The 25,168-nt window shown below is 38.2% G+C and carries 20 protein-coding genes; 15 read left to right on the top strand and 5 right to left on the bottom strand.

Features of this window, described 5'->3' with window-relative positions; genetic code table 11:
• Positions 1 to 16 precede the first annotated feature (16 nt).
• From BLW16_RS14550 to BLW16_RS14540, 3 genes are read left to right on the top strand one after another with little or no spacing between them, the layout of a single operon-like run.
• Positions 17 to 673, top strand: a complete 657-nt coding sequence (locus tag BLW16_RS14550) for a hypothetical protein (RefSeq protein ID WP_090557878.1) — start codon at positions 17 to 19, stop codon at positions 671 to 673.
• On the top strand, positions 673 to 2,379 hold the full coding sequence (locus tag BLW16_RS14545) for a capsule assembly Wzi family protein (protein ID WP_090557876.1): 1,707 nt from the start codon (positions 673 to 675) through the stop codon (positions 2,377 to 2,379). The genes BLW16_RS14550 and BLW16_RS14545 overlap by 1 nt, the downstream gene beginning before the upstream one ends.
• A gap of 12 nt (positions 2,380 to 2,391) precedes the next feature.
• On the top strand, positions 2,392 to 4,095 hold the full coding sequence (locus BLW16_RS14540; protein ID WP_090557874.1) for a capsule assembly Wzi family protein: 1,704 nt from the start codon (positions 2,392 to 2,394) through the stop codon (positions 4,093 to 4,095).
• On the opposite strand, the gene BLW16_RS14535 is transcribed toward BLW16_RS14540, so the two are convergent.
• Positions 4,085 to 4,429, bottom strand: coding sequence for a helix-turn-helix domain-containing protein (locus BLW16_RS14535; protein ID WP_090557872.1), 345 nt, complete (start codon positions 4,427 to 4,429; stop codon positions 4,085 to 4,087). The two genes, BLW16_RS14540 and BLW16_RS14535, sit on opposite strands and share 11 nt — an antisense overlap.
• A 305-nt stretch (positions 4,430 to 4,734) precedes the next feature.
• Between BLW16_RS14535 and BLW16_RS14530 the strand changes: the two genes are divergently transcribed.
• The 11 genes from BLW16_RS14530 (at position 4,735) to BLW16_RS14480 (ending at position 17,450) form a co-directional block, all read left to right on the top strand.
• Entirely contained in the window at positions 4,735 to 5,826 is a 1,092-nt protein-coding gene (locus BLW16_RS14530) for a mannose-1-phosphate guanylyltransferase (protein WP_090557870.1), read from the top strand.
• A 52-nt stretch (positions 5,827 to 5,878) separates the two neighbouring features.
• Entirely contained in the window at positions 5,879 to 7,015 is a 1,137-nt protein-coding gene (gene gmd, locus BLW16_RS14525) for a GDP-mannose 4,6-dehydratase (RefSeq protein ID WP_090557868.1), read from the top strand.
• 253 nt (positions 7,016 to 7,268) lie between these two features.
• Positions 7,269 to 9,203, top strand: a complete 1,935-nt coding sequence (locus BLW16_RS14520; RefSeq protein ID WP_090557866.1) for a polysaccharide biosynthesis protein — start codon at positions 7,269 to 7,271, stop codon at positions 9,201 to 9,203.
• A gap of 17 nt (positions 9,204 to 9,220) precedes the next feature.
• On the top strand, positions 9,221 to 10,663 hold the full coding sequence (locus BLW16_RS14515) for a flippase (protein ID WP_090557864.1): 1,443 nt from the start codon (positions 9,221 to 9,223) through the stop codon (positions 10,661 to 10,663).
• Positions 10,660 to 11,565, top strand: coding sequence for a glycosyltransferase family 2 protein (locus tag BLW16_RS14510; protein ID WP_090557861.1), 906 nt, complete (start codon positions 10,660 to 10,662; stop codon positions 11,563 to 11,565). Before BLW16_RS14515 ends, BLW16_RS14510 begins: the two co-directional genes overlap by 4 nt.
• A gap of 255 nt (positions 11,566 to 11,820) precedes the next feature.
• Positions 11,821 to 13,551 (top strand): HAD-IIIC family phosphatase, encoded by a 1,731-nt coding sequence (locus BLW16_RS14505; RefSeq protein ID WP_217631576.1) that lies wholly within the window; start codon positions 11,821 to 11,823, stop codon positions 13,549 to 13,551.
• Positions 13,552 to 13,559: 8 nt separating this feature from the next.
• On the top strand, positions 13,560 to 13,802 hold the full coding sequence (locus BLW16_RS14500) for an acyl carrier protein (protein ID WP_090557859.1): 243 nt from the start codon (positions 13,560 to 13,562) through the stop codon (positions 13,800 to 13,802).
• Positions 13,799 to 14,194: a MaoC/PaaZ C-terminal domain-containing protein gene (locus BLW16_RS14495; protein WP_090557857.1), complete on the top strand. Its 396-nt coding sequence runs from the start codon at positions 13,799 to 13,801 to the stop codon at positions 14,192 to 14,194. Before BLW16_RS14500 ends, BLW16_RS14495 begins: the two co-directional genes overlap by 4 nt.
• Positions 14,191 to 14,913 (top strand): SDR family NAD(P)-dependent oxidoreductase, encoded by a 723-nt coding sequence (locus tag BLW16_RS14490; RefSeq protein ID WP_090557855.1) that lies wholly within the window; start codon positions 14,191 to 14,193, stop codon positions 14,911 to 14,913. The genes BLW16_RS14495 and BLW16_RS14490 overlap by 4 nt, the downstream gene beginning before the upstream one ends.
• Complete coding sequence (locus BLW16_RS14485; protein ID WP_090557852.1) at positions 14,914 to 16,359, top strand: MBOAT family O-acyltransferase; 1,446 nt, start codon at positions 14,914 to 14,916, stop codon at positions 16,357 to 16,359.
• A 5-nt stretch (positions 16,360 to 16,364) separates the two neighbouring features.
• Positions 16,365 to 17,450, top strand: a complete 1,086-nt coding sequence (locus BLW16_RS14480; protein ID WP_090557850.1) for a hypothetical protein — start codon at positions 16,365 to 16,367, stop codon at positions 17,448 to 17,450.
• Positions 17,451 to 17,571: 121 nt separating this feature from the next.
• Here BLW16_RS14480 and BLW16_RS14475 read toward each other — a convergent pair whose 3' ends face one another.
• The 4 genes from BLW16_RS14475 to BLW16_RS14460 are packed head-to-tail and all read right to left on the bottom strand — an operon-like array spanning position 17,572 to position 23,932.
• Positions 17,572 to 18,660: a hypothetical protein gene (locus tag BLW16_RS14475; RefSeq protein ID WP_090557848.1), complete on the bottom strand. Its 1,089-nt coding sequence runs from the start codon at positions 18,658 to 18,660 to the stop codon at positions 17,572 to 17,574.
• Complete coding sequence (locus BLW16_RS14470; RefSeq protein ID WP_175470585.1) at positions 18,660 to 20,999, bottom strand: SLBB domain-containing protein; 2,340 nt, start codon at positions 20,997 to 20,999, stop codon at positions 18,660 to 18,662. Before BLW16_RS14470 ends, BLW16_RS14475 begins: the two co-directional genes overlap by 1 nt.
• Before the next feature lie 47 nt (positions 21,000 to 21,046).
• Positions 21,047 to 22,693 carry a capsule assembly Wzi family protein gene (locus BLW16_RS14465; protein WP_090557844.1) on the bottom strand — a complete coding sequence of 549 codons (1,647 nt, stop codon included), beginning with the start codon at positions 22,691 to 22,693 and terminating at the stop codon, positions 21,047 to 21,049.
• A gap of 3 nt (positions 22,694 to 22,696) precedes the next feature.
• Entirely contained in the window at positions 22,697 to 23,932 is a 1,236-nt protein-coding gene (locus BLW16_RS14460) for a glycosyltransferase family 4 protein (RefSeq protein WP_090557841.1), read from the bottom strand.
• A gap of 259 nt (positions 23,933 to 24,191) precedes the next feature.
• Between BLW16_RS14460 and BLW16_RS14455 the strand changes: the two genes are divergently transcribed.
• Positions 24,192 to 25,163, top strand: a complete 972-nt coding sequence (locus tag BLW16_RS14455) for an SDR family oxidoreductase (protein ID WP_090557839.1) — start codon at positions 24,192 to 24,194, stop codon at positions 25,161 to 25,163.
• The last annotated feature ends 5 nt before the right edge of the window (positions 25,164 to 25,168 follow it).

Below are 25,168 nucleotides of genomic sequence, written 5' to 3'. Positions count from 1 at the left end.
CTGATTGAAATTATATATGAATAAACTTATATTACTCTGTTTTCTGTTATTTATTTTATTTGGCTCCTGCGCAAAAACTACTGATAGTGAAGTGGAAGTATACTACAATGATTTCGAAAGTGGAAACCTGACCGGAATAGAAAATGGCACAATTTCACCATTTAATGGATCTAATGTCTTGGGTAATTACAATAATGGTGAATTTAAAGTCGTTGTAAACGATTTACCAAAGCATGATGTGGTGGACATTAGCTTTGATCTTTATATTCATGATAGCTGGGAAGGCAGCCAAAGTTTACAGAATAATGTGAGTGGGCCTGATCTCTGGCAGATGAAAGTTAATAACAAAACATTTGTCAGTGCTACATTCGCTAATTTTGACTGTGCACCGGGCAATTTTTGTCCGGGGCAGTCTTATCCTGCCGATTATCCTACTCAGAGTAATAATCCCAAAAGCGGTGCATCGAATATAAACTTACCCGGTTTTTGCAGTGAAGCGCTTAATCCAAACGGCTCTACCTTATATAAAATTCACAAAAGTATAAGTCATTCCGAAAAGACACTTTTAATTCAGTGTCTGGATAAGCTGGTACAAAAAGATGTCGCTGACCCTAAATGTAACGAGAGCTGGTCGGTTGATAATATTAAAATTAAAGTCATTAGCCTCAATTAATGAAAAATCCATCAATGAAAATTATAAAGATTAGCCTTGCTTTTATACTACTCATATCTTTTCAACATAAATTGTCTGCACAGAGCTTACCAGTAGGAAGTGTGTCGTTAGAGGATTATTACCGCCGGGCACAGCTTTTGGGGCGGGCGGATTCATCGGTTTCGTTTTTAATACGACCACTGTTGCCCAAGTTAAGCTTTAAAGCTAAAGATGTATTTTATCAGGATAGTACTGAAAAAAAATATAACCTTATTAACTCCCCAAGTGTTTATAGTTCTAAAAATGGCAAGCTCAAAATCAGTCTTTTGCCTTTAAATCTACAAACCCAATTCAATTCTCACCATCCTTATGGCTGGAATGATGGTGCTATGCTCCCGGCGAAAGGGCTTCAGACCTTACTTAGTGCAGGAGCATATCTGGAATACGGAATGTTAAGCATACAATTCAGACCCGAAATCGATCTCGCCATAAATGGTAAATTCGATACTTTCAATCCTGCTACTTACCCTATTATAGTTGCGAGATATTACGATTTTTATAATAATATTGATTTGCCTGCAAGGTTTGGAAATAATGAAATCAGTAAAGCCTACTGGGGACAAAGTAGCATCCGCCTGAACTACAAAGATATCTCATTTGGTCTATCAACAGAGAATCTATGGTGGGGTCCCGGAATACGTAATTCCTTACTAATGAGTAATACAGCCCCTGGATTTAAACACCTGACTCTAAATACAAGAAAGCCGGTCAATACAGCGATTGGTTCATTTGAGGGACAAATCATAGCCGGAAGATTAGAAAACTCGGATTATGGCGTATTAGAGCCTGAATGGGACTATTTTGGCAGTACCCTGTTTATACCGAAACCAGATAACTGGAGATACCTTTCTGGATTAGCTGTAACATGGCAACCAAAATGGGTTCCCGGTTTGTTTGTGGGGCTAACCAGAAGTTCTCAGCTTTATCATAACGACCTTTCCAAATTTGGCGATTATTTGCCTTTCTTTTCATCAACTACAAAAGTTAATGCCGATAGGCCGGTCGAAAACCGGGATAACCGAAGTTCTGTATTTATGCGGTGGTTGTGGCCTGAAGAGCATGCGGAAATCTATTTTGAATATGGTAAGAACAATAGTACAGGGGATACCCGTAACCAGCTTTTAGAGGCATCGCGTAACAGGGCCTATATTTTTGGTATCCGGAAAATGCTTCCTTTCAACGAAAGTAGGGATGAAAACCTGCTGATTAGTGTTGAAGCTACACAGCTGCAGGAGACCAGTCCTAGCGATATTCGGAGTGCCGATAGCTGGTATATTAATAAATATGTAAGACAGGGCTATACAAATAGGGGTGAGGTTTTAGGAGCCGGTATAGGACCCGGAGCTAATTTGCAAAGCATTGATGTAAGCTGGGTAAGAGGCCTTAAACGCCTGGGCATACAATTGGAACGATATGTTCATAATAATGATTTCTATTATTATGCCTACGAGGCAGATAAGGACTCCCGCAGGCATTGGACAGATTTGAGTATTGCTTTTAATGGAGAATGGAACTATAAAAATTTTATTTTTAATGCTAAATTAATGGGTGTAAATTCCTTAAATTATCAATGGTACCTGTTTCAAGGACCAGCTGACGATGTTAACATTAGCGGGAAAGATGCTTTTAATTTACAAATGCAGGCAGGTTTGACCTACCGTTTTTAACATAGCTATAATATGAATAGGATATATTTCACTATAATCGCATTCGGTTTCTTCGCCATATTTAGCGTCAAATTGCAAGCACAGTCGCTTCCTGTAGGTATGGTAGGCCTCGAGGAATATTACAGACGTAAACAGCTGTTGGGAGAATTGGATTCAACTGTATCTTTTTCCATCCTCCCACTAAATCCCGCCCTGTCTTTCAGAGTAAGCAATGTGTTTGATCCGGATAATACTTTGGCTGCTGATGGGTACTTTAAGTCATCGGGGCCGGTCGGATTTGCGAATGGAAAGGGGCAATTTCAGATCTTACCATTCTCGTTGCTGCAACAATACAATTCAAATCATCCTTATGGCTGGAATGATGGTGCCATGATTCCGGCAAGAGGATATCAGACTATGCTCAGCGGAGGTTTTTATGCTAAATTTGGTATTCTCAGTATTCAATTCCGTCCGGAATTTGTATATGCGGAAAACAAGGCTTTTGAAGGATTTGCATCGCCTGGCAGGTCTGATGAAGAATTAAATAAATATTATGGATTTTATAATCTTTTGGATGCACCTGAACGATTTGGCAGCAGTAGCTATAACAAGGTTAACTGGGGACAGAGCAATGTCCGGCTAACATACGGGCCAGCTTCTTTAGGGCTATCAAATGAAAATATCTGGTGGGGGCCTGGCAAAAGAAACTCTCTGACGATGACCAATAATGCTCCCGGATTTAAGCACCTTACTTTGAATACGGTAAAACCTATAAAAACACCTATCGGATCGTTTGAAGCACAATTTATTGCAGGGAAATTAGAGAATTCCAATTTCACTCCCTTACCGGTAACTACCACATCAACAGGAACAAATATTTTTGATACCTATAATGATGACTGGAGGTATTTATCTGCTTTTAATATCAGTTATCAACCGAAATGGGTGCCAGGCCTATTTCTCGGGTTTATCAGGGATTTTATGTCATACGAGAAAGACGTAAAAGGGTTCAAGAATTATTTTCCATATTTTTTCCCGATTCAAAAGAAAACTACAGGGACACAGGGTGACCCTTTTGATCGTGATCAGCGTATTTCTATGTATGCCAGGTGGATATTTGAAAAGGCACATGCTGAGGTCTATTTCGAATATGGTGTAAATGATAATTCTTATAACTATCGAGATTTCATTGGATCCCCTGACCACGCCAGAGCATATATATTTGGTATATCCAAGTTAGTGCCATTTAAATATAAAAAGGGTGAATTTATTCAAATTAATGCCGAAATCAACCAATTATCGCAATCTGTGGATCGGTTGGTAAGGCCTGCGGGTGGATTCTATCAGCATTATCAGATTAGGCAAGGTTATACGAACCTGGGCCAGGTAATAGGAGCTGGTACCGGCTCCGGAGGGAATCTGCAGTCTTTGGATATTAGTTGGGTAAAAGGTTTAAAGAAATTTGGATTAGCTTTTGAACGTTATGAACATAATGCGGATTTTTATGATTTTTATCTTTCTGATCTGAATGGACAAAGCCGGAGGTGGGTAGATTTTGCTCTTGCTGCGGAAGGTGCCTGGAATTATAAAAATTTCGTAGTTAATGTAAAAGTTCAGGGGATTAAATCTTTAAATTATCAATGGAGGTTGAAAGATTATACCCCTGATGAGTATTATATTCCCCATAATGATGTTTTTAACTTCCATGGGGAATTAGGCGTATCCTTTAGATTTTAACGGCTTCGGTTCTTTGGTTTCTGATGATCTCATATAATTGTATCATCTTTTTCTGCTGTTCGTTATATTGTAAAGTTAGTTCATCAAGCTGCCTTTTAAGGTCTGGGTACTGCTCATTCTTTGAATCTTTTTCACCTATTTTTAATAAATCTATCACCGATACGCTATAAATATCAGCGATTTGCTGTACTTTAGTGAAAGAAAGGTCACTTAGGCCTGTTTCAATTTTTGAATAAGCTGGAACAGATATGCCTAATTGATCGGCGATAATTTTCTGACTGAGACAATGAGTAAGCCGCAGTGCTTTCAGTTTGTTTCCGATGTTTTGAGTCATTGTGTTTAGAGTTTGTTAATTTGCAGTCAATGTTTATATTAGAAAATCTTCTTTTCTAAGTTAATTTATGCAAAAAAACAGCCAGTTTGAACCACCAGTCTCTCGCTTATTTAAAGAATATTTAAATTTTGAAAATAATACACACAATTGTTACAATTAAACGTTATTTGTGTATAAGTGTAATAAATACACTATTAACGTAAAGCCGACTGGTTTATTAAACCCCAGTTAATGATTTCTTATTATAATATGCCATATATTAGTATTCGCTACATCTACTTATTGGAATTAAATGCTTATAAAAAATGAATAGAATTTCTATGCAGGACACTTATGTTTTAATTATGGCTGGCGGCGTCGGCAGTCGATTTTGGCCGAAAAGCAGGAATAATTTTCCTAAACAGTTTATTGATATTCTTGGGATTGGAAAATCTCTGTTACAATTAACCCACGAGCGGTTCCAAAAGATTTGTCCGCAGGAAAATATCTTTATCTTATCGAATGAACAGTATTCGGGATTGGTTGCTGAGCAATTGCCGGGTCTTCCTCGCGAAAATATTATAGCTGAGCCCAGCCGTAATAATACTGCCCCTTGTATAGCTTATGCTTCTTTTAAAATCAGCCAGCTGAATCCTTTAGCTAAGATTGTCGTTGCCCCTTCAGATCACCTGATCTTAAATGAGACGGTTTTCCTTAAGAAAATTCAGCAGGCCCTGTCATATGTTGGGGACAATGATGCATTGGTGACCCTTGGTATTACACCAACGCGTCCGGATACCGGTTATGGTTATATCAACTATAATAAAGAGGAGAATGAAGGTGTACATCAGGTACTTAAATTCCTGGAGAAACCAAACCTTGAAAGGGCAAAAGAATTCGTCGCCAGTGGGGATTACCTCTGGAACGCGGGAATTTTTGTCTGGAGCGTTGGATCTATCCTTACTGCCCTTGCTAAATATTCTCCGGCTATTTTTGGTCTTTTCGAAAAGGGTAAAACATGTTACAATACCAGTGACGAGAAGGCCTTTATTCTGGAGAACTATCCGCTTTCAGATAACATCTCAATTGATTACGCTATCATGGAGAAAGCTGAGAATGTCTACACTATCCCGGGTGAATTTGGCTGGTCTGATCTTGGAACCTGGGCCTCGCTATATGAGGTAGTGGACAAAGACGAACATAATAATGTGTTCTCCGGTCATACTATCAATTTGTCTGATACAACCAACTGTATGATTCAGATCCCGAAAGATAAAGTTGCAGTGATCAAAGGGCTGGACAATTTTATTGTAGTTGACGATGGGAAGGTCTTGCTGATCTATCCTAAAGCAAACGAACAGGAAATTAAAGAAGTGTCTAAAAAAATAGTCGCCCTCTGTGGTGATGATTTTGCATAGCATTCTTATTGTATAAAATAATCAATAATCTACTCTTAAAAAATTCAATCAAATGAAAGTCGCCCTTATTACAGGTGTTACAGGCCAGGACGGAGCCTACTTAGCAGAATTCTTATTAAAAAAAGGATATTTTGTTCATGGTCTTAAAAGAAGATCATCTATGTTCAACACTGAACGTATAGACCACCTTTATCAGGATCAGCATGAAAATGGGGTAAACTTTAAACTGCATTTTGGTGATTTAACAGATTCGACAAACCTGATACGTATCATTCAGGAAACGCAGCCTGATGAGATCTATAACCTGGCAGCAATGAGCCATGTTAAAGTGAGCTTTGATACACCGGAGTACACTGCCAATGCTGATGGTATAGGTACACTAAGATTATTAGAAGCTGTTCGTATTTTGGGATTAGAGAAAAAGACGAGAATTTATCAGGCATCTACTTCTGAATTATATGGGTTGGTGCAAGCTGTTCCTCAGAGTGAAACTACACCATTTTATCCACGTTCGCCTTACGCGGTTGCCAAGATATATGGTTATTGGATCACAGTCAATTATAGGGAGGCGTACAACATGTTTGCCTGTAACGGGATTCTGTTTAATCATGAAAGTCCATTAAGAGGGGAGACATTTGTTACCCGTAAAATTACACGCGCAGCATCTAAGATAGCATTAGGGCTTCAAAATTGTTTATACTTGGGTAACCTTTCTGCACAAAGGGATTGGGGACATGCAAAAGATTATATTGAGGCAATGTGGTTGATATTACAACAGGATGTTGCTGAAGATTATGTAATTGCAACAGGTGTAACAACTACAGTAAGAGATTTTGTTAAAATGAGTTTTGCTGAATTGGGTATTACCGTCGAGTTCAGAGGTGAAGGTGCGGATGAAAGCGGAGTCATTGCTGCTATTGATGAGAAAATTGCTTCTGACCTGGGATTAAATTTTGCTGAACTTAAAGTTGGCAATGAAGTAGTAAAAGTTGACCCTGCTTACTTCCGTCCAACAGAGGTTGATCTTTTATTGGGAGATCCTACCAAATCGAAAACTAAATTAGGCTGGGTTCCTAAATACGATTTGCCATTACTAGTAAAAGATATGATCCAGTCAGATTTACACTTGATGAAGAAAGATGAATATTTGAGGTTAGGTGGATTCAAAACACTAAATAATTTCGAATAAATAGACAATACGTTATATACCGTTCAACATTTAGGTCAGTCTGGATGTTAAACGGGTTTTTATATTTTAATTCTAATTTTATTTTAAGTGTAATGAAATACTTACATGGCTTTGTTGAGGTTTTTTAACCTGTTTTACCGATTTGGTCGTTGATTAAAGCCCCGATTTCAATATAATTTAATAATTGATATAGGGTCATTTGCACTTGGTATGGTTTTTTGATTAAATTTGCTGCATATTAAAATATAATATTTTGTTCAGTCAAATCAACATAGTACCTAGGTGGATAATTTTTTCTCTTGATCTAACGATCTGCTTTGTATCATTAACGATTGCCTATCTCATCAAGCATAACTTTGATTTATCAAATTTAGACTATGTTGAGTTCAGCCGGAATGTATTGGTGACTACTATGATCAGTACGCTGGTTTTTGTAAACGTCAGGACCTATTCAGGTATTATACGTTATACAAGCGCACAGGATACTTTCCGCATTTTGTATGCTATCATCGTTTCCAACAGTACATTCTTCCTGTTGAATATGGGTTTTGTAGCGACTGGTAATTCACAGTTGATTTCCAATGGTATACTGATTATAAATGGGTTGGCAAGTTTTCTGATGCTGATTACTTATCGTGTATTAGTCAAATACTTCTTTATTTATATTAAAAACTTAAAACTGGATACGGTCAGAGTAATGATTTATGGAGCCGGCGAAGCTGGTGTAGCCACGAAAAGAACATTTGATCATGATCCTAATGTAAATAAAAATATTATTGGTTTTGTGGATGATGATCAGCGGAAGATGGGTAAAACCATCGATGGGATCAGAATTTTTGATGCCAAGAATCTTGTGGACTATATTACCAAACATGAACTTGATGAAATCATCTTTGCATCTTATACAATTCCAAAGGAGCGAAAAAATGAGATTGCAGAGGTTTGTCTGGAGAATGGTATTAAAATATTGAATATACCTCCTCCAAACGTCTGGACAGATGGTAAGCTTCAAACTACTCAGATTAAGAAATTAAATATCGAAGATTTGCTGGACCGTAAGTCAATCCACATCGATATTGAAGGTATCGGGAATCAGTTACAAGACAAAAGAATACTCATTACAGGAGCAGCAGGTTCTATTGGAAGCGAGATTGTACGTCAGCTTGCCAAGTTTGATGTAGGCCTGATCATTCTCTGTGATCAGTCAGAATCTGCCTTGCACGAACTTTACCTCGAGCTTACTGAATCTACGAAGAATAAGAATTTCCATGCTTTTATTGGCGATGTCAGAGATGAAAGACGGATGGATCATCTGTTCCGTACGTTAAGGCCTCACTACGTGTATCATGCCGGCGCTTATAAACATGTGCCTTTGATGGAAGATAATCCTTCAGAAGCGATTAAAACTAACGTTCTTGGCACTAAAACTATTGCTGATAAATCAGTGAAGTACGGTGTGCAGAAATTTGTAATGATTTCTACCGATAAAGCCGTAAATCCAACAAATGTGATGGGGGCTTCAAAACGTATAGCAGAAATCTATGTGCAGTCCCTTAATAATTCGCTGCACCATAGAGATCATATTTTTAGCAATGGTTTGAGTTACATTAATGACCTGGAGGTTAAGCCTATTACTAAGTTTATTACAACCCGTTTCGGGAATGTTTTAGGTTCTAATGGATCAGTAATCCCAAGGTTCAAACAACAGATAGAAAAGGGAGGACCGGTAACGGTTACACACCCTGAGATCACCCGTTACTTTATGACTATTCCGGAGGCTTGCCGACTGGTACTGGAAGCAGGTTGTATGGGCGAAGGCGGGGAGATCTATGTTTTTGATATGGGTAAATCTGTAAAGATTGTTGACTTGGCAAAGAAGATGATCCAGCTGGCAGGCATGATACCTAATCAGGATATCATGATTGAATATTCCGGATTAAGGCCTGGAGAAAAGTTATTTGAGGAGCTTCTGAACGATAATGAGAATACCATGCCTACACATCATGAAAAGATAATGATTGGCAGGGTACGAGAATATGCATTTGATGAAATTCAAAAACAAATCTATGCTCTTATAGAGCATGCGAGAAGAAGTGATGACATGCAGGTTGTAACGCATATGAAAGAATTGGTAAAAGAATATAAAAGTAAAAACTCTATCTTCGAAGAATTGGACGCTAAAATCTAAGCAGCTGATTTTCAATTATGGCAAAGAACTATTTTTATAATTTACTGCTTACCCTTGCTAATTTATTATTCCCCATTCTTAGTTTTCCTTATGTATCACGGGTCTTAGGCCCTGAAGGTATTGGTAAAGTACAATTTATATTCTCCTTTTCTCAGTATTTTGCTCTCGTTGCAAGTATTGGTATTCCCGTATATGGGATGCAGCAAGTAGCGAAGCATAGGCATGACTTGGAAGCACGTTCTAAAGTCTTTTCTGAACTAATTGCTATTTACCTGTTATCTACTGTCTGTCTGTTTCTGTTATACCTAAGTGTGATTTTTGCATTCCCATACTTTCATGCAGATATGAATATCTATCTCGCAGCCTCCTTAATGGTACTACTTGGATTCTCCTATATTGATTGGTTGTTTACAGGCATGGAGGAATTTAAATCTATTGCGATACGTGCTGTATTGTTTAAGATTATTGGTCTCGGCTTGTTGTATTCTTTTGTCGGAGAACGCAGCGATTTTAGAATCTATCTCTACATTATGATGTTTTCCTTTCTTGGAAATAATATACTGAGTTTTTTCCTGATCAGGGGAAAAGTACGGCCTATATTTTCCGGTTTACAGCTAAAACAACACTTAATGCCTTTGTTTTTTATTCTGGGTACATCTCTTGCATCCAGTATGTATACTGATATGGATACAGTTCTTCTTGGTTTCTTGTCAAATGATAAAACTGTAGGGTTATACACTGCGGCGGTTAAACTCAGCAAAATTACTATACCTTTTGTAACTTCTATGACAGTGATCCTGATGCCTAAGGTATCAAACGATTTTGCAGAGAGAAACCTGGCGGAGGTACAAAAAAACATCGACCAGACTTTCAGGTTTTTAATTTTTTTCGCCGTGCCGATGGCTTTTGGATTAGCTCTTCTTGCTCCGGAGTTTCTTGCTTTATTTTCTGGCAACGAATTTCTCCCAGCAAGTAACAGCATGCGCCTACTGTCTCTATTACCATTAATTGTTGGATTCGGACATTTCTTTTTATATATGGTGCTTGTTCCTGCGGGCAGAAACAAAGAGATGTTTTTTTGTGTAGTGGGTGGAGTAATTGTGAGCTTAGTGTTAAATGTGCTTTTGATTCCTCATTTCCAGGAAGTGGGTTCTTCTATAGCAAATGTTTGTGCTGAAATTGTAGTTACCTTGCTATACGTTTATTTTATTAAACAGTATTTTTCGTTTACCTATGAGTGGTCTTTACTGGTTAAAGCTATTTTAAGCTCTCTAATTTTTATTCCGCTAATCTGGCTGACGCGCGGGATGGCGTTGTCGCTGACATGTACACTACTGATATCCATCTCCGGATGCTCAGTTACATATCTAGGCTTTCAATGGGTAGTATTTAGAAACAACTTTTTATCTGACATTTTGGAATTTATGAGGCTGAAATTTAATATAGGAGCGAAGCCATGAAAGTTTCTGTAGTAATGACCACTTATAATGGCGAAAAGTATCTAAAACAACAGATTGACTCGATCTTAACACAAACGTTCCCCGCTGAGGAATTGATTGTGTGTGATGATTGCTCATCTGATGGTACTGTGACTATATTAGAGCAATACCGGCAAAAGAAGTTATTAACTTATGTGGTTAATGCCCGGAGGTTAGGGCTTATTGGCAATTTTAAAAAAGCGGTATCCATGGCTGCGGAGAAAAATTTCGTTGCATTATGTGATCAGGATGATATATGGCTGCCTGATAAACTAGCAGTTTCCCTAACCCCATTTGAAAGAATGGATACTAAGCTACCATGCCTGGTACATACTGATTTAATACTGACTGATGAACGGGAAAACGTGTTAAACTGGTCTTTTAAGAATGAAAGGGGGCAAAGTGGATACAAACATAATTTACAGACCTTGTTATTTGCAAATTTTGTAACTGGCTGTACTGTAGTAATGAATCCGGTGTTGAGGCATTTTTTTACTGACATGCCTGACGATATAAGGTACCATGATGCCTGGATAGCACTTGTTGCCTATTCTTTTGGAATCGCAGTTGAAATACCCACACCAACCATAAGATATCGTAAGCATGACAATAATTTAAGTATAGTAGCAGGTACGAAACCGCGGAATCGTTACAGAAGTATCTTCAATGAGTTGAGAAAATCGTTCCTCGGAAAGGATGATTTTCTCTGGGCTCAATTTGAAACGGTTTTTAAATTTTACACCCAATATCAGACAAGAATAGCACCTGATGATCGTATATACTTTGAAAAATTTTTACAACTCAGACATAAATCTTACTTCATTAAAAAAATAGCTTTTGGAAGTGTAGTAAGAAAATATGCATTAAATACTAACGGGTTATGAATGAGTTCATACTCATCAGTTAAACTTTCGGGTGCGCCTTTATTTCTCGTGACATGATTTATGTTAAGATAGGTAGATCTCTTGATTTAGTATCTAATCTAGATATAGCGACTCGAGGCTGCCGTTTAAGGTCAAATATATATCAAAAAATTTTATACCTTTGAATTTTTAAAAATTATTTTGGTATGATTAATAGTAAGATTTTTAACAAGTCATAGTGAAGATAAATACTTGGGCCTTAGAATTACCGACGAAATGGAGTTAATAAAAGATTTTAAAATTCTAAAAAGAAATCTAAAGAAAGATTTTTCAGGTCTAAAAAAAATAAAAGTAGCATTAATGGGTGATACTGCTACCCAATTTCTAACGCAGGCACTGCGTGCATCTGGATTTGACCGGGAATTTGATTTGCAAATTTGGGAAGCTGATTTTAACCAGATTGAGCGCCAGGTTTTTGATCCATCAAGTGAGTTATATGATTTTAGTCCGGAAATTGTTATCATTTATCAATCTTCACACAAGTTACTTTCGAAGTATAACAAATTACCTCCCGGAAAATATGCTAGTCTCGCTGATACCGAATTAGATTTGATCGGTAATCTTTGCGCTCAAATAGATAGCAGATTGCATACGAAGATTGTCTATTATAATTATACAGAAATAGATGATTCGGTATACGGTAATTATTCCAGTAAAGTGGAAGCATCTTTTTTATTCCAGTTGCGTAAACTTAATTACAAGGTGATGGAATTCTCTATCTCTCACCCGAATTTTTATTTACTGGATTTATCTTCAATGCAGAATAAATACGGTAAATGTACTTTTTTTCAGACGTCAATTTATATCAATACCGAAATGGTATTAAGTATTGATATATTACCGGCCATTGCTTCCCTTACAACTGATCTGATTGGGGCAATGTATGGCAAGTTCAAAAAATGCATTATTCTGGATCTTGATAATACAATGTGGGGTGGTATTATCGGCGATGACGGCATGGATAATATAGAGATCGGATCTCTGGGAATAGGAAAAGCTTTTACAGAGTTTCAATATTGGCTGAAAAAGTTAAAAAACCGCGGAATTATACTTGCCGTCTGTAGTAAGAATACAGAATCAATTGCCAGGGAACCATTTGAAAAACATCCGGATATGGTGCTGAGGTTGGATGATATAGCTGTATTCGTGGCTAACTGGGAAAATAAGGTTGATAACATTCATCATATCAGAAATATCCTTAATATTGGATTTGATTCAATGGTGTTTCTGGATGATAATCCGTTTGAACGCAATATCGTTCGCGAAAGTATTCCTTTGCTCACCATTCCCGAACTTCCTGAAGATCCTGCCGAATATCTTGAATATTTATATTCCCAAAATTTGTTCGAAACGGTTTCAGTCTCTGATCTGGATGCCGAAAGAACAAAACAATATCAGGTTGAGGCGCAAAGGGCTGTAGTACAGCAAAGTTTTACCAGTGAAGCAGATTTCCTGGAAAGTCTAAATATGCTTTCAATAGTAAGACCTTTTGATAATTTTAATATTCCCAGGGCTGCACAGCTATCACAGCGCTCAAATCAATTTAATTTGAGAACGGTTCGATATAGTGAGGCTGATATCGAGTTGCTTGGGAAATCAGAAGATAGTTTCACTTTTTCATTTACACTGGAAGACAAATTTGGCGATAATGGCCTGATCTGTATTGTAATATTAAAGAGTGAAAATAATGATACATTATTTATTGATACCTGGTTAATGAGCTGCAGGGTATTAAAAAGAGGGATGGAGCATTTTGTTTTAAATTGTATTGCTGACTTTGGTCAAGGAGGAGGATTTAAATATCTAAAAGGAGAGTACATCCCTACATTAAAAAATGAAATGGTGAAAGACCATTATTCAAAGTTAGCTTTTAAGGCCCGGGACGGTTCCTGGATACTGAATTTATCCGAGTATGAAATTAGGCCGTGTTTTATCAATAAAAAATAAATACTAATATGCAAAAAGAAGAAATATTAAGAAGTGTCAATAATATTTTTATCGATACACTGGATAATGAGGAGATCATATTGACTTACGATACTACTGCCGATGATGTGGAAGACTGGGATTCTCTGAATCATATTCAATTGGTAGTTGCAGTTGAGAAAAAGTTTAAAATTCGTTTTACATCGCAGGAAATCCTTGGTTGGAATAATGTGGGAGAGATGATTGATTGTATTCTAAAAAAGGATATATGATTTTTAAGGTCGATGATAAATTTGAAAGGAGCTTTATTGTTTCTAATAAAATCTATGAAGGATTTCTTTCAATTTTTAATGATAATAACCCACTTCATACTGATCAGCAGTTTGCAATTATGAATGGTTTCAGGGAAAAGGTAATGCATGGCAATATCCTAAATGGGTTCGTTTCTTATTTTATCGGAGAGTGTTTGCCTATAAAAAATGTAATTATTCATAAGCAGGAGATTAAATTCAATAATCCTGTATATTTAAATGACAACCTGTTTTTTGAAGCAATCGTTACTGATGTATTTGAATCGGTAAATGCTGTAGAATTTAAATTCAATTTCAAAAATGAAGCCTTGAAAATGGTAGCTAAGGGCGAAATTCAAATTGGTATATTATGATAGTTCTTGTTACAGGTGGCGCTACTGGTTTAGGTGAAGCTATAAGCCGTAAAATAGCCCAACAGCCGTCTGATATTGTATATTTTACATATAATAGTTCGAATGCTAATGCGGAAATTATTGAAAGTGATTTTAAAAATGCAATTGGTATAAAATGTAATTTTAAAGATAAGCAGGATGTGGCTGAATTATGCAATAGGATATCTGGATTGAATATTGACGTTTTAATCAATAATGCTTATTCCGGTGATTTCCTTAAGTCCCATTTCCATAAAACTCCCGTTGATGATTTTGCTTCCGGCTTTAATGATAATATCTTACCTACGATAGCTATTACTCAGGCTGCAATCAATTTATTCCGAAAAAAAAAGAGCGGAAAAATAATTACAATATTGACTGCGGCTTTGGTAAACACCCCCCCTGTAGGCTCCTCTGTATATGTTGCGAATAAAGCCTATATTGAAGAATTGACTAAAGTATGGGCTACGGAAAATGCGCGGTTTAATATTACATCTAATACAATCTCTCCTGCATTTATGTTAACTGGATTCACTAAAGATATAGATGAAAGATTAGTAGAGCAAATTCAAAGTAATCATCCTCTAAAAAAATTGTTGGTTCCAGAGGAAGTAATAGGAAGTGTATTGTTTTTGATGAATTCCACGCAGCAGATAAATGGAATTAATATACTTTTAAACTCAGGATCTAATATCAAATAAATGATCTTTAACTCTCTTTCCTTTTTACTTTTCTTCACAGGCTTTTTCTTTTTATACTGGTTTGTATTTAATCGTAATCTCAAATTACAAAATATTCTACTTTTAGTCGGCTCATATATATTTTATGCTGTTGCTGACTGGCGCTTTCTTGCCTTGCTTGTCGGCATATCCGTAATAAACTTCATTCTTGGCATTGGTATAGAAAGAAGCCAGAGATACAGGAAGATATTGTTATGGGCAGGGATGGTACAAGGGATAGGGGGACTTATATTCTTTAAATATTTCAATTTCTTTATCTCTTCCTTTGACAGTTTGTTCGCAGGCTTAAATTTGAATATAGATTTACATTTACTCAATATCCTTATTCCCGTTGGAATTAGCTTTTTTACATTCAGAACGTTAAGTTATTTGCAGGATATTTATAAAGGTAAAACGAAGGCAACTGCGAACTGGATTAATTTTTTTACCTACGTTGCTTTTTTTCCATGCATATTGTCTGGCCCTATTGATAAGGCGAAAATATTCATACCTCAATTGGAAAAACCCAGGTTATTTGATTACAATTTAGCGAGCGACGGTCTTCGCCAGATACTATGCGGTCTGTTCAAGAAAATGGTAATCGCTGATAACTGTTCTATGGTGACAAATGAAATATTTGGCAATTACCAGAACTTACCTGGCAGTTCCTTATTAATTGCGGCCTTCCTATATAGTATTCAGATTTATGCTGATTTTTCGGGCTATTCAGATATAGCAATTGGAGTATCTAAGTTATTGGGATTTAAAATCACCAGAAATTTCGATTATCCATATTTTTCTCAAAATATAGCTGAATTCTGGAGAAAATGGCATATCTCACTTACTTCGTGGTTAACAGAATATGTATTTTCTCCGCTAAATATTGCATTTCGCGACTGGGGTAAAGTTGGTGTTAGTTTGGCAATAGTGATTAATTTTACGATTGTAGGTATATGGCATGGGGCTAACTGGACATATGTGCTGTTTGGATTTATACACGGTTGTTTCTTTATCCCGCTTATCATAAAAGACACGATTAATAAGAAGAAAAAAATTGCAAAGGGAAGGCCTTTTCCTTCTCTTTCAGAATTAAATAATGTTGCGCTGACCTGTGGATTTGTGATGCTTACTTTTATTATTTTCAGATCCGATAATATCTCAGACGCATTTCATTATTACAAGATAATGTTTTCCGGATCATTGTTTTCAAACCCGGTTGTACTTCATCAGGATGAATTGCTAATTAGCATTGTTTTTCTATTACTGATGTTCATAGTAGAATGGGTGCAGCGTGAAAGGGAACATGCATTGCAAATAGATGCCATTAAGTCTCCTTTACTCAGGCTTACGATATATTTCGGTATGATTGCTTGTGTTATTTTGATGAGTGCCACAACGGCAAACCAATTCATTTACTTTAAATTCTAGACTGTATGAAGAAATTTATACTAAAGCTCATACCTTTTCTCGCTATTCCTGTTATTATAATAGCTATAAATTTTAAGGTAGATCCAGCTAATCTTTTCAATGGAAATTATGAAATGGGAATCGCAAATTACCTAACTGCAGGATACAATGTAACAAATGTTGTAAACTATGATGAACGGTTATTACAAAAGCACTTTATTGAAAGTATGGTTGTACCTCCAACCGAAATAGTTTTGGGGTCAAGCAGGATAATGCAGTTGCATAAAACGAATTTTAATGAACCTAATTTTATTAACAACGGAGTGTCTGGCGCTACAATTGAGGATGAAATGGCGATTTATGATCTGTACGAAAAAAAGGGATATAAAATCAAAAAAGTCATTTTGGATTTAGACCCATGGATGCTGAATGATAACCACAACCAAACGCGATGGAGAACTTTAGAAAATGGATATAGTGATCTTTTGTCAAGAGTTGATAAAAAGAGTCCGGTGTACTCAAGACAATCATTTTTATACAAATATAAAAAGTACTCAGAGCTGATATCAGTTTCTTATTTTAAGACATCCATACATTATCTGATAAATGGAATAAATAACAATTATACTCCGACTAAACAAGGAGTAAATGACGGATTTACCCGGTTAACCGATGGATCCATTTTTTATGACCTGCGTTACAGAAACGCTTCAGCAGCAGAGATAGCTTTAAAAGCTAACGAATGTATTACAGAGGATCCTGTATATTCTCTTGGGGGATTTAAAGGGCTGTCTCTGCATTATCAGCGCCTCCTGTTCAATTTCGTTGAATATATGCAGGGGCAGGGTGTTGAGGTTGAATTTTATTTATCTCCATTTCATCCAGTTGTTTATAGTTTCTTTATGAAAAATAGAGCTTACCATAATGTATTGATGGCAGAAGAATATTTCAGGGCTCTCGCAGTTAAACAAAATATCAAGGTCTACGGATCCTATAATCCGGATGCATATAAGTTTGATAACACTTTCTTTTATGACGGCTTACATTGTAATGAAAAGGCCGTCAGGCTATTATTAAGTAAACCCTCTACTCAGAAACGGGAAAGTTATTAGATATCGGTAAGCAACTGGTTTCACTTTTTTATAAAAAGGAGGTAGCTAAAATAAAAAAGGCTCTTGCAACTATTGGACTCTTGAATCTTCCGCTCTAAAAGGATAATATTAATTATTGTATCTAACCTAGGTGTTGTTCACTGGACTCCGTTTTCCTTGTCGCAATCAGGTAAAGAGCATACAGGGCAACAAATCCTACCATGAACAACAGCATCGTGGCTGAATATTTCAGTCGGTTCTTTTTCAGTGGAAATTCCGGTTCATCTACAATTTGTACCGTTGGGGTTTCCTGGGCAAGCATTGTTTTGCTGGCTTCAAGATTTTTAACGGTTTCAGTATAGATGGAACTCAACACCAATTTATCCCGTTCCCTGATATCAGAATTCGCATTAGCGGAAGTATAAGCAGGGTTCAGGTCTAACAGGCTTTGAGATGCTGAAGATGCCGCATACGTCTTGCGGTTGAGAATTACGCCGATACTATCTGCACGGTGTTGCAAACGCTCCACATTGTTGCGCAGTCTTCCGGTTTTTGTTTGAATAAAAAAGTCTGTTCCCTGTTTGATCATTCTGGTACAAAAGAGCTGGGCAAGTTTTTCGTCTCTCATGGTTGTATTTACCTCAAAGAAACTCAGCTTTTTATCCGTTTTTGCAATTCCGAAACTTCCGTTGAGGATCATATCAGTAATTACATGCAGCAGGCTATCCTGTAAGCGCGAATAACTTTTTGCTTTCACTGGAAAGGTGGTAATCTTTCCGTCTTTACTATGCTTTAACCACAATTTATTGAGTTTATAAACTTTAGCATATTGGTCTGCCAGAGAGAGCGTCCCTTTATCATCATACGGGGATAGGAGTGTTTCTTTGATCAGCCTTTGACTTTTCAATAATTCCTGAACATTATCACCCGCTAAAACGCCGCTCGCTCCGCCAATTCCGTCCAGATTGAACCCAAACTGGCTTGCCAGGGAGGAAAGGCCGCCACCACCGCCACTGGATTTAGAATCATCAATTACAAATGTCAACCTGGCGGTATAGGTTACCGGCCATTTCCACGCAAATGCTGCTCCCAGCGCCGCTGCAATGACCAATACCAAAGCCATTGACTTCTTAAACCTGAGCAGGTACTTAAAATCACCTACACGGTCTAGTAATAGCTTTTTAAGGGAGAATTCCGGCTCGTAAGGGTATGTTGTTTGGTCGTTATTCATTATTTTGCTAAGATGGCAATTAAAGTTATTATGGCAGTTAGTGCAGAAGTGATTGCGCCGATTTCGCCAATGCCGGCTTTTAACAAACTGTTGCGTCCGTCTTTCTCAGGAACAATGATTTTGCTGCCTGGTTTAATTGAAGGATAGTTGCGGAAGAACAAGAAGTTAGTTACAGGTTTATTTAAACCGTTTGGATATTTTACATAGGCGCCTTTTAAGCGTGCGTTTTCTGTTTTTCCTGCTGCAGCATTCAGATAGTATTTAAAGCTCCGTCCGTGATAACTTACAAATTGCGGATTATTTACCGCTCCTGAAACTTCTACAAATGAAATTGTGCGCGGCACATAGATGCTGTCTCCCGGTAAAAGGATCATGCTTTTCCTGATCACAGGATTAGTACTTGTACTGGTTAAGTCCAGATTTACCCGTACTCCCTTACGAAAGGTCTGTGCGTTTTCAAGAGAGCCATATGGGGTAATTCCGCCAGCTCTTTTCAGGAAGTCCTGAGCGGTTTCATCACGTCTTTGTGTAGCATAATCCCCTGGGAACAGCACTTCACCCGTCACACTAACATTTCCTAAGGACCTGTAGTTTACCAACCTTGGTACAAAGATGTAATCCATTGGCCTCAGCTCTATATTTGAACTGGTATTATCTGCAGAATCAAGATTAACGGTAAAGGTTTCCACAACATTATTGGCCACACTATCCTGTTTGTTTTCAATGATCCTTGAAATTTCTACGTGGTGGGTCGCTGCTACTTCTGTAAAACCTCCGGACATTGTTAACACATCAGCCAGTTTGATGCCTTTACGGTAGGTGAAGGTGGAAGGCTTGCGCACATTGCCATTGATAGTAACATTCTGATTGCTTAGGAAATCGGAGCGGTCCTGGATCATCACTGAATCTTCACGGAGCAGGGGAAGGTCATTGGCACCCGAGATCACCGCTGCAGGATTAAAGGAAATATATTCTTTCTGGAGGTTAGGCTGCGTTCTTTTGATGTAACCACGCTCCATGTAGGCTTCTGGTTTCAACCCCTGTGCGTTTTTAAGCAGCGTAGAGAGACTAAATCCGGCTGTCAGCTCATATACGCCGGGACGGTTAACAGCGCCTTCCAGGATCACCCTGTTCGCAAAGCGGTTAGTGACTGCTCCGATATGAACTAAATCACCATTTCTGGGTGTAAAACTTCCGAACATGTCAGCAGATACATCCCTGACCTCCCTTTCTGTTTCATTGATCTGTTCAATTTTTGCGGTGCCCCTGTAAGCAATATCTGTAAAGCCGCCCGCATAAACCAGGAGGTCACTCAGCTGCTCATTGATTTTAAGTTCATAAAGTGCAGGTCTTTTTACCTCTCCATCAATCCCTATGCGTTTTTTATAGACAGGGATTCTGATCACATCCTGGTCTTCCAGACGGATATTCCCATCCAGCAAACCTTTTTGCAGGAAGCTGTAAAAGTCTACCGTTTTATATACTTTGTTATTTCTTATCAGCTCAATACTACGCAGGGAACCGTTCATTGTAGGGCCACCTGAATTATATAATGCATTAAATAATGTAGAAACTGAAGACAGGGTGTAGGAACCAGGTGTCTTAACTTCACCTACAAGTGTTACCTTGATGCTCCTTGTGTTTCCCAAATTAACGGCCAGCCTGGTTTGTCCGCCGTTCAGGGCAGGATATATCTTGAGCATTGCCCTGCGGATCAGTGCCGTAGCCTGCTCTATGGTAAAGCCATTGACATAAACCAGACCGGCGTAAGGAATCTGAATGTTACCATCAGGGCTCACCTTAGCGGTTACTGATGTTTCGTTTTGTCCTGTTACCAGTATGATCAGTTCATCACCCACGCCTACCACATAACTTTTAGGGGTAGCGACATTGAAATTTGGTTCAAACTTCAATGAGGTCTGGTTAAAGAATTCCATACCGTAAACCTGCAAAACAGGATCGGCTTTAACCGGAATAGCTTTTGCAGTTGGTTTAATCAATATAGTTGTTGTGTCCCTGGAAGCGCCGGTATTACCTTTTGCCGCCGTCGCTGTGGGTTTAACGCCTTTTTTGTTCAGGCCCAACAGCGTTACCCTGTTTTTAAATTCCTCTACTTCTCCCGCAGGCAAACCTCTTTGCTCCATCAACTTATAGGCATCTTTTTCAGAAACACCAGACTCCTCCAGTTTTTTCCATGCCTGGGTAATCTGATCATCTGAAAGTTCACTGACCTTGATATTTTGAATGTTGCTCAGGGAAATAGCCTGCTGAGCCTTGCTGTCTTGAAATATTAACGCAAGAATAACAAACAGGAATAAGGATAAAATTTTAATGCGCATGGAAAATTTTGATATTAAGGGACAAATATAGGGTATTAAAAACATTACTAGAAGCCATATGATACCGCCAGTCTAAATTCGTTCGGTACCGCTGAAGTTTGTATCGTAGGCTGAATCACACCGGTCTGATGCTGATAAGATGTTTTCAGATATAATTTATGTACCAGTTCGTAGTTTACCTGTATTAATAATTGTTTTTGTGTTTCTACCGGTCCTTCGCTTAAAAAAGGCGGTTGTGGCTCTGCCCAGTACTGGTCAAAAATGTCACCGTCCCGGCCTTTGCGGATATAGTCAAATTGTACAGTGGTTGTTAAACGCGGAAGAGGGTTGTAAGTTGCCCATGCTGTTACCCGGTCGGCATTCTGGCCAATCCAGTCACCCAGGGAGTAGCTCTGGTTGGTATAAGTTTGTGCAGGCACGAGATTGTTGTAAACGAATGGATTGATCCTGGTGTATTCGAGTCCTAATGTTAAATAAGGAATGACAACATCCGTTCTGGTTGCCCCAACGTTAAAACCAAGCTGATTCCTGCTTTTTGCCTTATTGAAAATGCTTCCGGTACGGATCTCATCAATGAACAGGGTACCGTATAAATGTGTTTTTGGGATAAAGTTCCTTGAGCTCACGTTAAAGAAGAACTGGCCGTTAGAACCGGTATTCACCTGGTAGCGGCTCTGGTATTGGTCATATGCTTTAAAAAACATAATCGGGATCAGGTAACCGGCATCAAAATTATCACTGGTAACCATGGATTCTCCAACGCTCAGCGTAAGGCCTTTGGCCGGAAGGAAAGTCAGGGTATGGGATACAAAGTATTTGCTGATGTACATTTCCCTGTCTTTTCCCAGAACAATGTTTCCCTTGTCATATGAACGTGCAGAATCAATAATTGCCGAATTCAGGAATGCGTACATATAATTAAAACGAAGCCATTTCAAGGGGCTATAGTCAAATCTGATCTGAGGATAGGCAGGTGCTTTATCTGATAACACTACCCTTCCGTTTTGTCCGTAGCCCCATAACATCTGATCCTGTCCGAAACTGATTGATCCATTGCTCCAGGCGTAGCTGATGGAACCTCTGAAATTGCTGTAGTTTACCGTTTTTGCATTTGGATTCACATTCGCCGTCCTCAGGATTCCCGTTTCAGGTGTAAATCTTCTATTGCTGTCTATACCGTCCCCTTTGTCGGTAATGTCCTGAAAATAGAACTGATAACCAATGTGTTTTCCGGCGTGGCCCCAAAAAGTCAGTCCGGTAGCAGTTCTGAATACACTTTTGCCACCGCCATTGAAAGTTTCAAAAGACAGTGCCGGGTCTCCGCGTAAAAAGAAGTCTTTATCTTTTACAGACAGGAACCTTCTGCGGCCATACTGGTCTTTTTTAAAGAAGGTGGTGCTGTCTTTGAAATCGTCATTAAACTCAGAGAACTCCTGCTGATAAAATGCCAGTTCCTTTTGCTCTCTGGGAGAAAGTTTATCCAGCTGCCCCTGTAAGGTATTCAGGTAGCCAACGATGTCGCGGCGGCTGATCGGCTGAATCAGATCGTTGTATTCAATATTTCCTTTTTGTGCCTGGCGGGAGAGGTATTTATATACCGGATTATTCGGGTTTTCATATACAACCTGGGCGGAACTGTTAAAGCCTGTCAGAATAAGGCCGGTAAGAATGAGGATATGGTATATATATTTCATATGTTATAGTGAAGGTATGAGTTTTTGCAAACCACTAAAGTGTTTTTCTGTATTGATGATTTGATGAATGTGTTTTTTTGCTTTTTTGCCCATGCTGAGTATAGCTTCCTGATCATTGAACAGGGCCCTGATCTTTTCTGAAAGCTCGGGCGCATTGCCCGGAGCAAATAATATGCCTGTTTCTCCATTGATGACCATTTCGGGAATGGCACCAATATCAGAGCCGATTACCGGCTTTCCCAGGGCCATTGCTTCGACCACTGTAAAGCCAAGTACTTCATACCATTCTGACGGACAAATGAGGAATTCAGCGCCGTTAATAATTTCCAGTGTCTGCTTTTTGGACTGCTTGCCCATAAAGGTAACATTGGTCATCTGATTTGTTGTTGCATAGTCCTGCAGTTCTTTTTCCTGTGTTCCGGTACCAACCACTTTGAGATGGATGTCCGGGAGGTCTGTTAAAGCCTTCAGTACGGTATGTGCGCCTTTGATTTTTTCCAGCCTCCCAACAAATACGATATACCTTTCTTCTTTTATTTCGGCACTTGTCATTTGTACTGCTTCTACTTCATTGTACTGGTATCCGTGATAGAGTTGAACTAATTTTTCCGGGAAAAAATTAAATGACCTGAATTTGTCATAAAGAAACATTGAAGGACACAAATAATGATCAACGTACTGATAATAGTTCAAAAAGTTGTGAACATAGTTTTCCGTAGCTGCTACAATGCTGGCCGGCAGGGAACCTTTTTTGCATTTATTTGTGGCGCAGTGATAAAAAGCTCCGCCGAAACATTTTTCGCAGATTTTCCCATGGCTGATGAAGGTGCTTTCGGGACAGATCGGTGTATATTCATGCAATGTCCAAAGGATAGGAATCCCGCGGTCTTTTAAAGTTTTTAAGATAACGGGGGTAATATAATGGTGTATCACATTGATATGCGCAAGATCTATTTTGATCTCATCTAACAGACGCTCAAGGTTTTGCTTCGCCTCTGTGGAGTAAATGCTTTTTTTGACCACCTGCAAACCAGCGCTTATACTTTTTTTGTCTATCTTTTTATAATCGATATTTTCTATAAAAAAGCGCGACCAGGGGCTGGGGAAATTCCTGTCATCCTTCATTGAAAAAGGGATTACAGTATGTCCCTTTTCACGGTAGAGAGTGGTGATATTATCAACATATGTCCAGTCGCCACCACTCGGATACCACGTCCAGTTCGCTACAAGAATATTCATAAAGGATAAGAATTCTATAAAAATAATAAAATGGCATAATTTTTATGCCTGTGTATCTACTTAATCAGTTCCAAAGATGCCTGTATTTAATCAATTAATTATAGAAATAATAGATATAAATACATTGCGATATAGAATCAGTAATCAAAAAACATTTTTGATTGAAGAAAAAAAAGCTATTTTTGGGGCTCATCAAGTTCAAATTGTTGGTTCATATTGAAATCTGATAATTATTGATTCGAATTGTATTAATCTCGGAATGAAGAAAAAAATTTACATCGCTGGTGCGGGCGGAATGCTTGGTGAAGCTTTCTACCGTGTTTTCAAGAATGATTATGATATTAAATGTACCGATAAGGATGTAAATGAAGACTGGTTAAGTCTTCTGGATTTCAGAGATTTCAAAAATTACAAAGAGGATGTAAAAGCTTTTAGCCCGGATTATCTTTTCCACCTGGGAGCATATACCGACCTTGAATTTTGTGAGACCAATATTGATGAAACCTATCTCACCAATACTACAGCTGTTGAAAATGCAGTAATTATTGCCAACGAATTACAGATACCCATCTTATATATCAGTACTGCAGGTATTTTTGACGGTACCAAAGATTTTTACGATGACTGGGATGAACCAAATCCCTTAGGTCACTATGCCCGTTCCAAATACATGGGCGAACGTTATGTTCGTGAAAATGCAGAAAGATCTATCATTTGCCGTGCCGGCTGGATGATGGGTGGCGGGCCTAAAAAGGATAAAAAGTTTATCAACAAGATCATCAAACAGCTTGCTTCAGGGAATCGTGACCTGCATATCGTAAATGATAAGGACGGCACACCGACTTTCACTGTAGATTTCGCTAAAAACGTAAAAGCGCTTTTTGAAAATGAGTACTGGGGTCTGTATAACCTGGTATGTAACGGTGAAACGAGCAGGAGAGAAGTAGCCGAAGAGCTGGTAAGTATCCTGGGGTTAAAAGATGAAGTTACTTTTCATGAAGTTACCTCCGACTATTTCAAGGATACGTATTTTGCTCCGCGCCCCCCTTCGGAGCGGTTGATCAACAAAAAACTTGATCTGAGAGATCTGAATATGATGCGCGACTGGAAGGTAGCCCTTAATGAGTACATCCGGGATTACTTTGGTGACTTCGTAAAAGAAAACTTTGCGGTCAGGGAAGACGTTCTTCTCCAGGAAAAAGAAGATGTTCTTCTAAAGGAAAACGTTTAAATTTT

It is taken from the genome of Pedobacter hartonius (genome assembly GCF_900107535.1).
GTDB lineage: Bacteria > Bacteroidota > Bacteroidia > Sphingobacteriales > Sphingobacteriaceae > Pedobacter > Pedobacter hartonius.
Note: the sequence above shows the minus strand (reverse complement) of the source record. Positions and strands in the feature narration are given on the sequence as shown.

Bases quoted from the DNA above. Each gene is read 5' to 3' on its own strand.
- BLW16_RS14550 (WP_090557878.1), top strand. From the start codon at position 17: ATGAATAAACTTATATTACTCTGTTTTCTGTTATTTATTTTATTTGGC.
- BLW16_RS14545 (WP_090557876.1), top strand. From the start codon at position 673: ATGAAAAATCCATCAATGAAAATTATAAAGATTAGCCTTGCTTTTATA.
- BLW16_RS14540 (WP_090557874.1), top strand. From the start codon at position 2,392: ATGAATAGGATATATTTCACTATAATCGCATTCGGTTTCTTCGCCATA.
- BLW16_RS14535 (WP_090557872.1), bottom strand. From the start codon at position 4,429: ATGACTCAAAACATCGGAAACAAACTGAAAGCACTGCGGCTTACTCAT.
- BLW16_RS14530 (WP_090557870.1), top strand. From the start codon at position 4,735: ATGAATAGAATTTCTATGCAGGACACTTATGTTTTAATTATGGCTGGC.
- gmd (WP_090557868.1), top strand. From the start codon at position 5,879: ATGAAAGTCGCCCTTATTACAGGTGTTACAGGCCAGGACGGAGCCTAC.
- BLW16_RS14515 (WP_090557864.1), top strand. From the start codon at position 9,221: ATGGCAAAGAACTATTTTTATAATTTACTGCTTACCCTTGCTAATTTA.
- BLW16_RS14510 (WP_090557861.1), top strand. From the start codon at position 10,660: ATGAAAGTTTCTGTAGTAATGACCACTTATAATGGCGAAAAGTATCTA.
- BLW16_RS14505 (WP_217631576.1), top strand. From the start codon at position 11,821: ATGGAGTTAATAAAAGATTTTAAAATTCTAAAAAGAAATCTAAAGAAA.
- BLW16_RS14500 (WP_090557859.1), top strand. From the start codon at position 13,560: ATGCAAAAAGAAGAAATATTAAGAAGTGTCAATAATATTTTTATCGAT.
- BLW16_RS14495 (WP_090557857.1), top strand. From the start codon at position 13,799: ATGATTTTTAAGGTCGATGATAAATTTGAAAGGAGCTTTATTGTTTCT.
- BLW16_RS14490 (WP_090557855.1), top strand. From the start codon at position 14,191: ATGATAGTTCTTGTTACAGGTGGCGCTACTGGTTTAGGTGAAGCTATA.
- BLW16_RS14485 (WP_090557852.1), top strand. From the start codon at position 14,914: ATGATCTTTAACTCTCTTTCCTTTTTACTTTTCTTCACAGGCTTTTTC.
- BLW16_RS14480 (WP_090557850.1), top strand. From the start codon at position 16,365: ATGAAGAAATTTATACTAAAGCTCATACCTTTTCTCGCTATTCCTGTT.
- BLW16_RS14475 (WP_090557848.1), bottom strand. From the start codon at position 18,660: ATGAATAACGACCAAACAACATACCCTTACGAGCCGGAATTCTCCCTT.
- BLW16_RS14470 (WP_175470585.1), bottom strand. From the start codon at position 20,999: ATGCGCATTAAAATTTTATCCTTATTCCTGTTTGTTATTCTTGCGTTA.
- BLW16_RS14465 (WP_090557844.1), bottom strand. From the start codon at position 22,693: ATGAAATATATATACCATATCCTCATTCTTACCGGCCTTATTCTGACA.
- BLW16_RS14460 (WP_090557841.1), bottom strand. From the start codon at position 23,932: ATGAATATTCTTGTAGCGAACTGGACGTGGTATCCGAGTGGTGGCGAC.
- BLW16_RS14455 (WP_090557839.1), top strand. From the start codon at position 24,192: ATGAAGAAAAAAATTTACATCGCTGGTGCGGGCGGAATGCTTGGTGAA.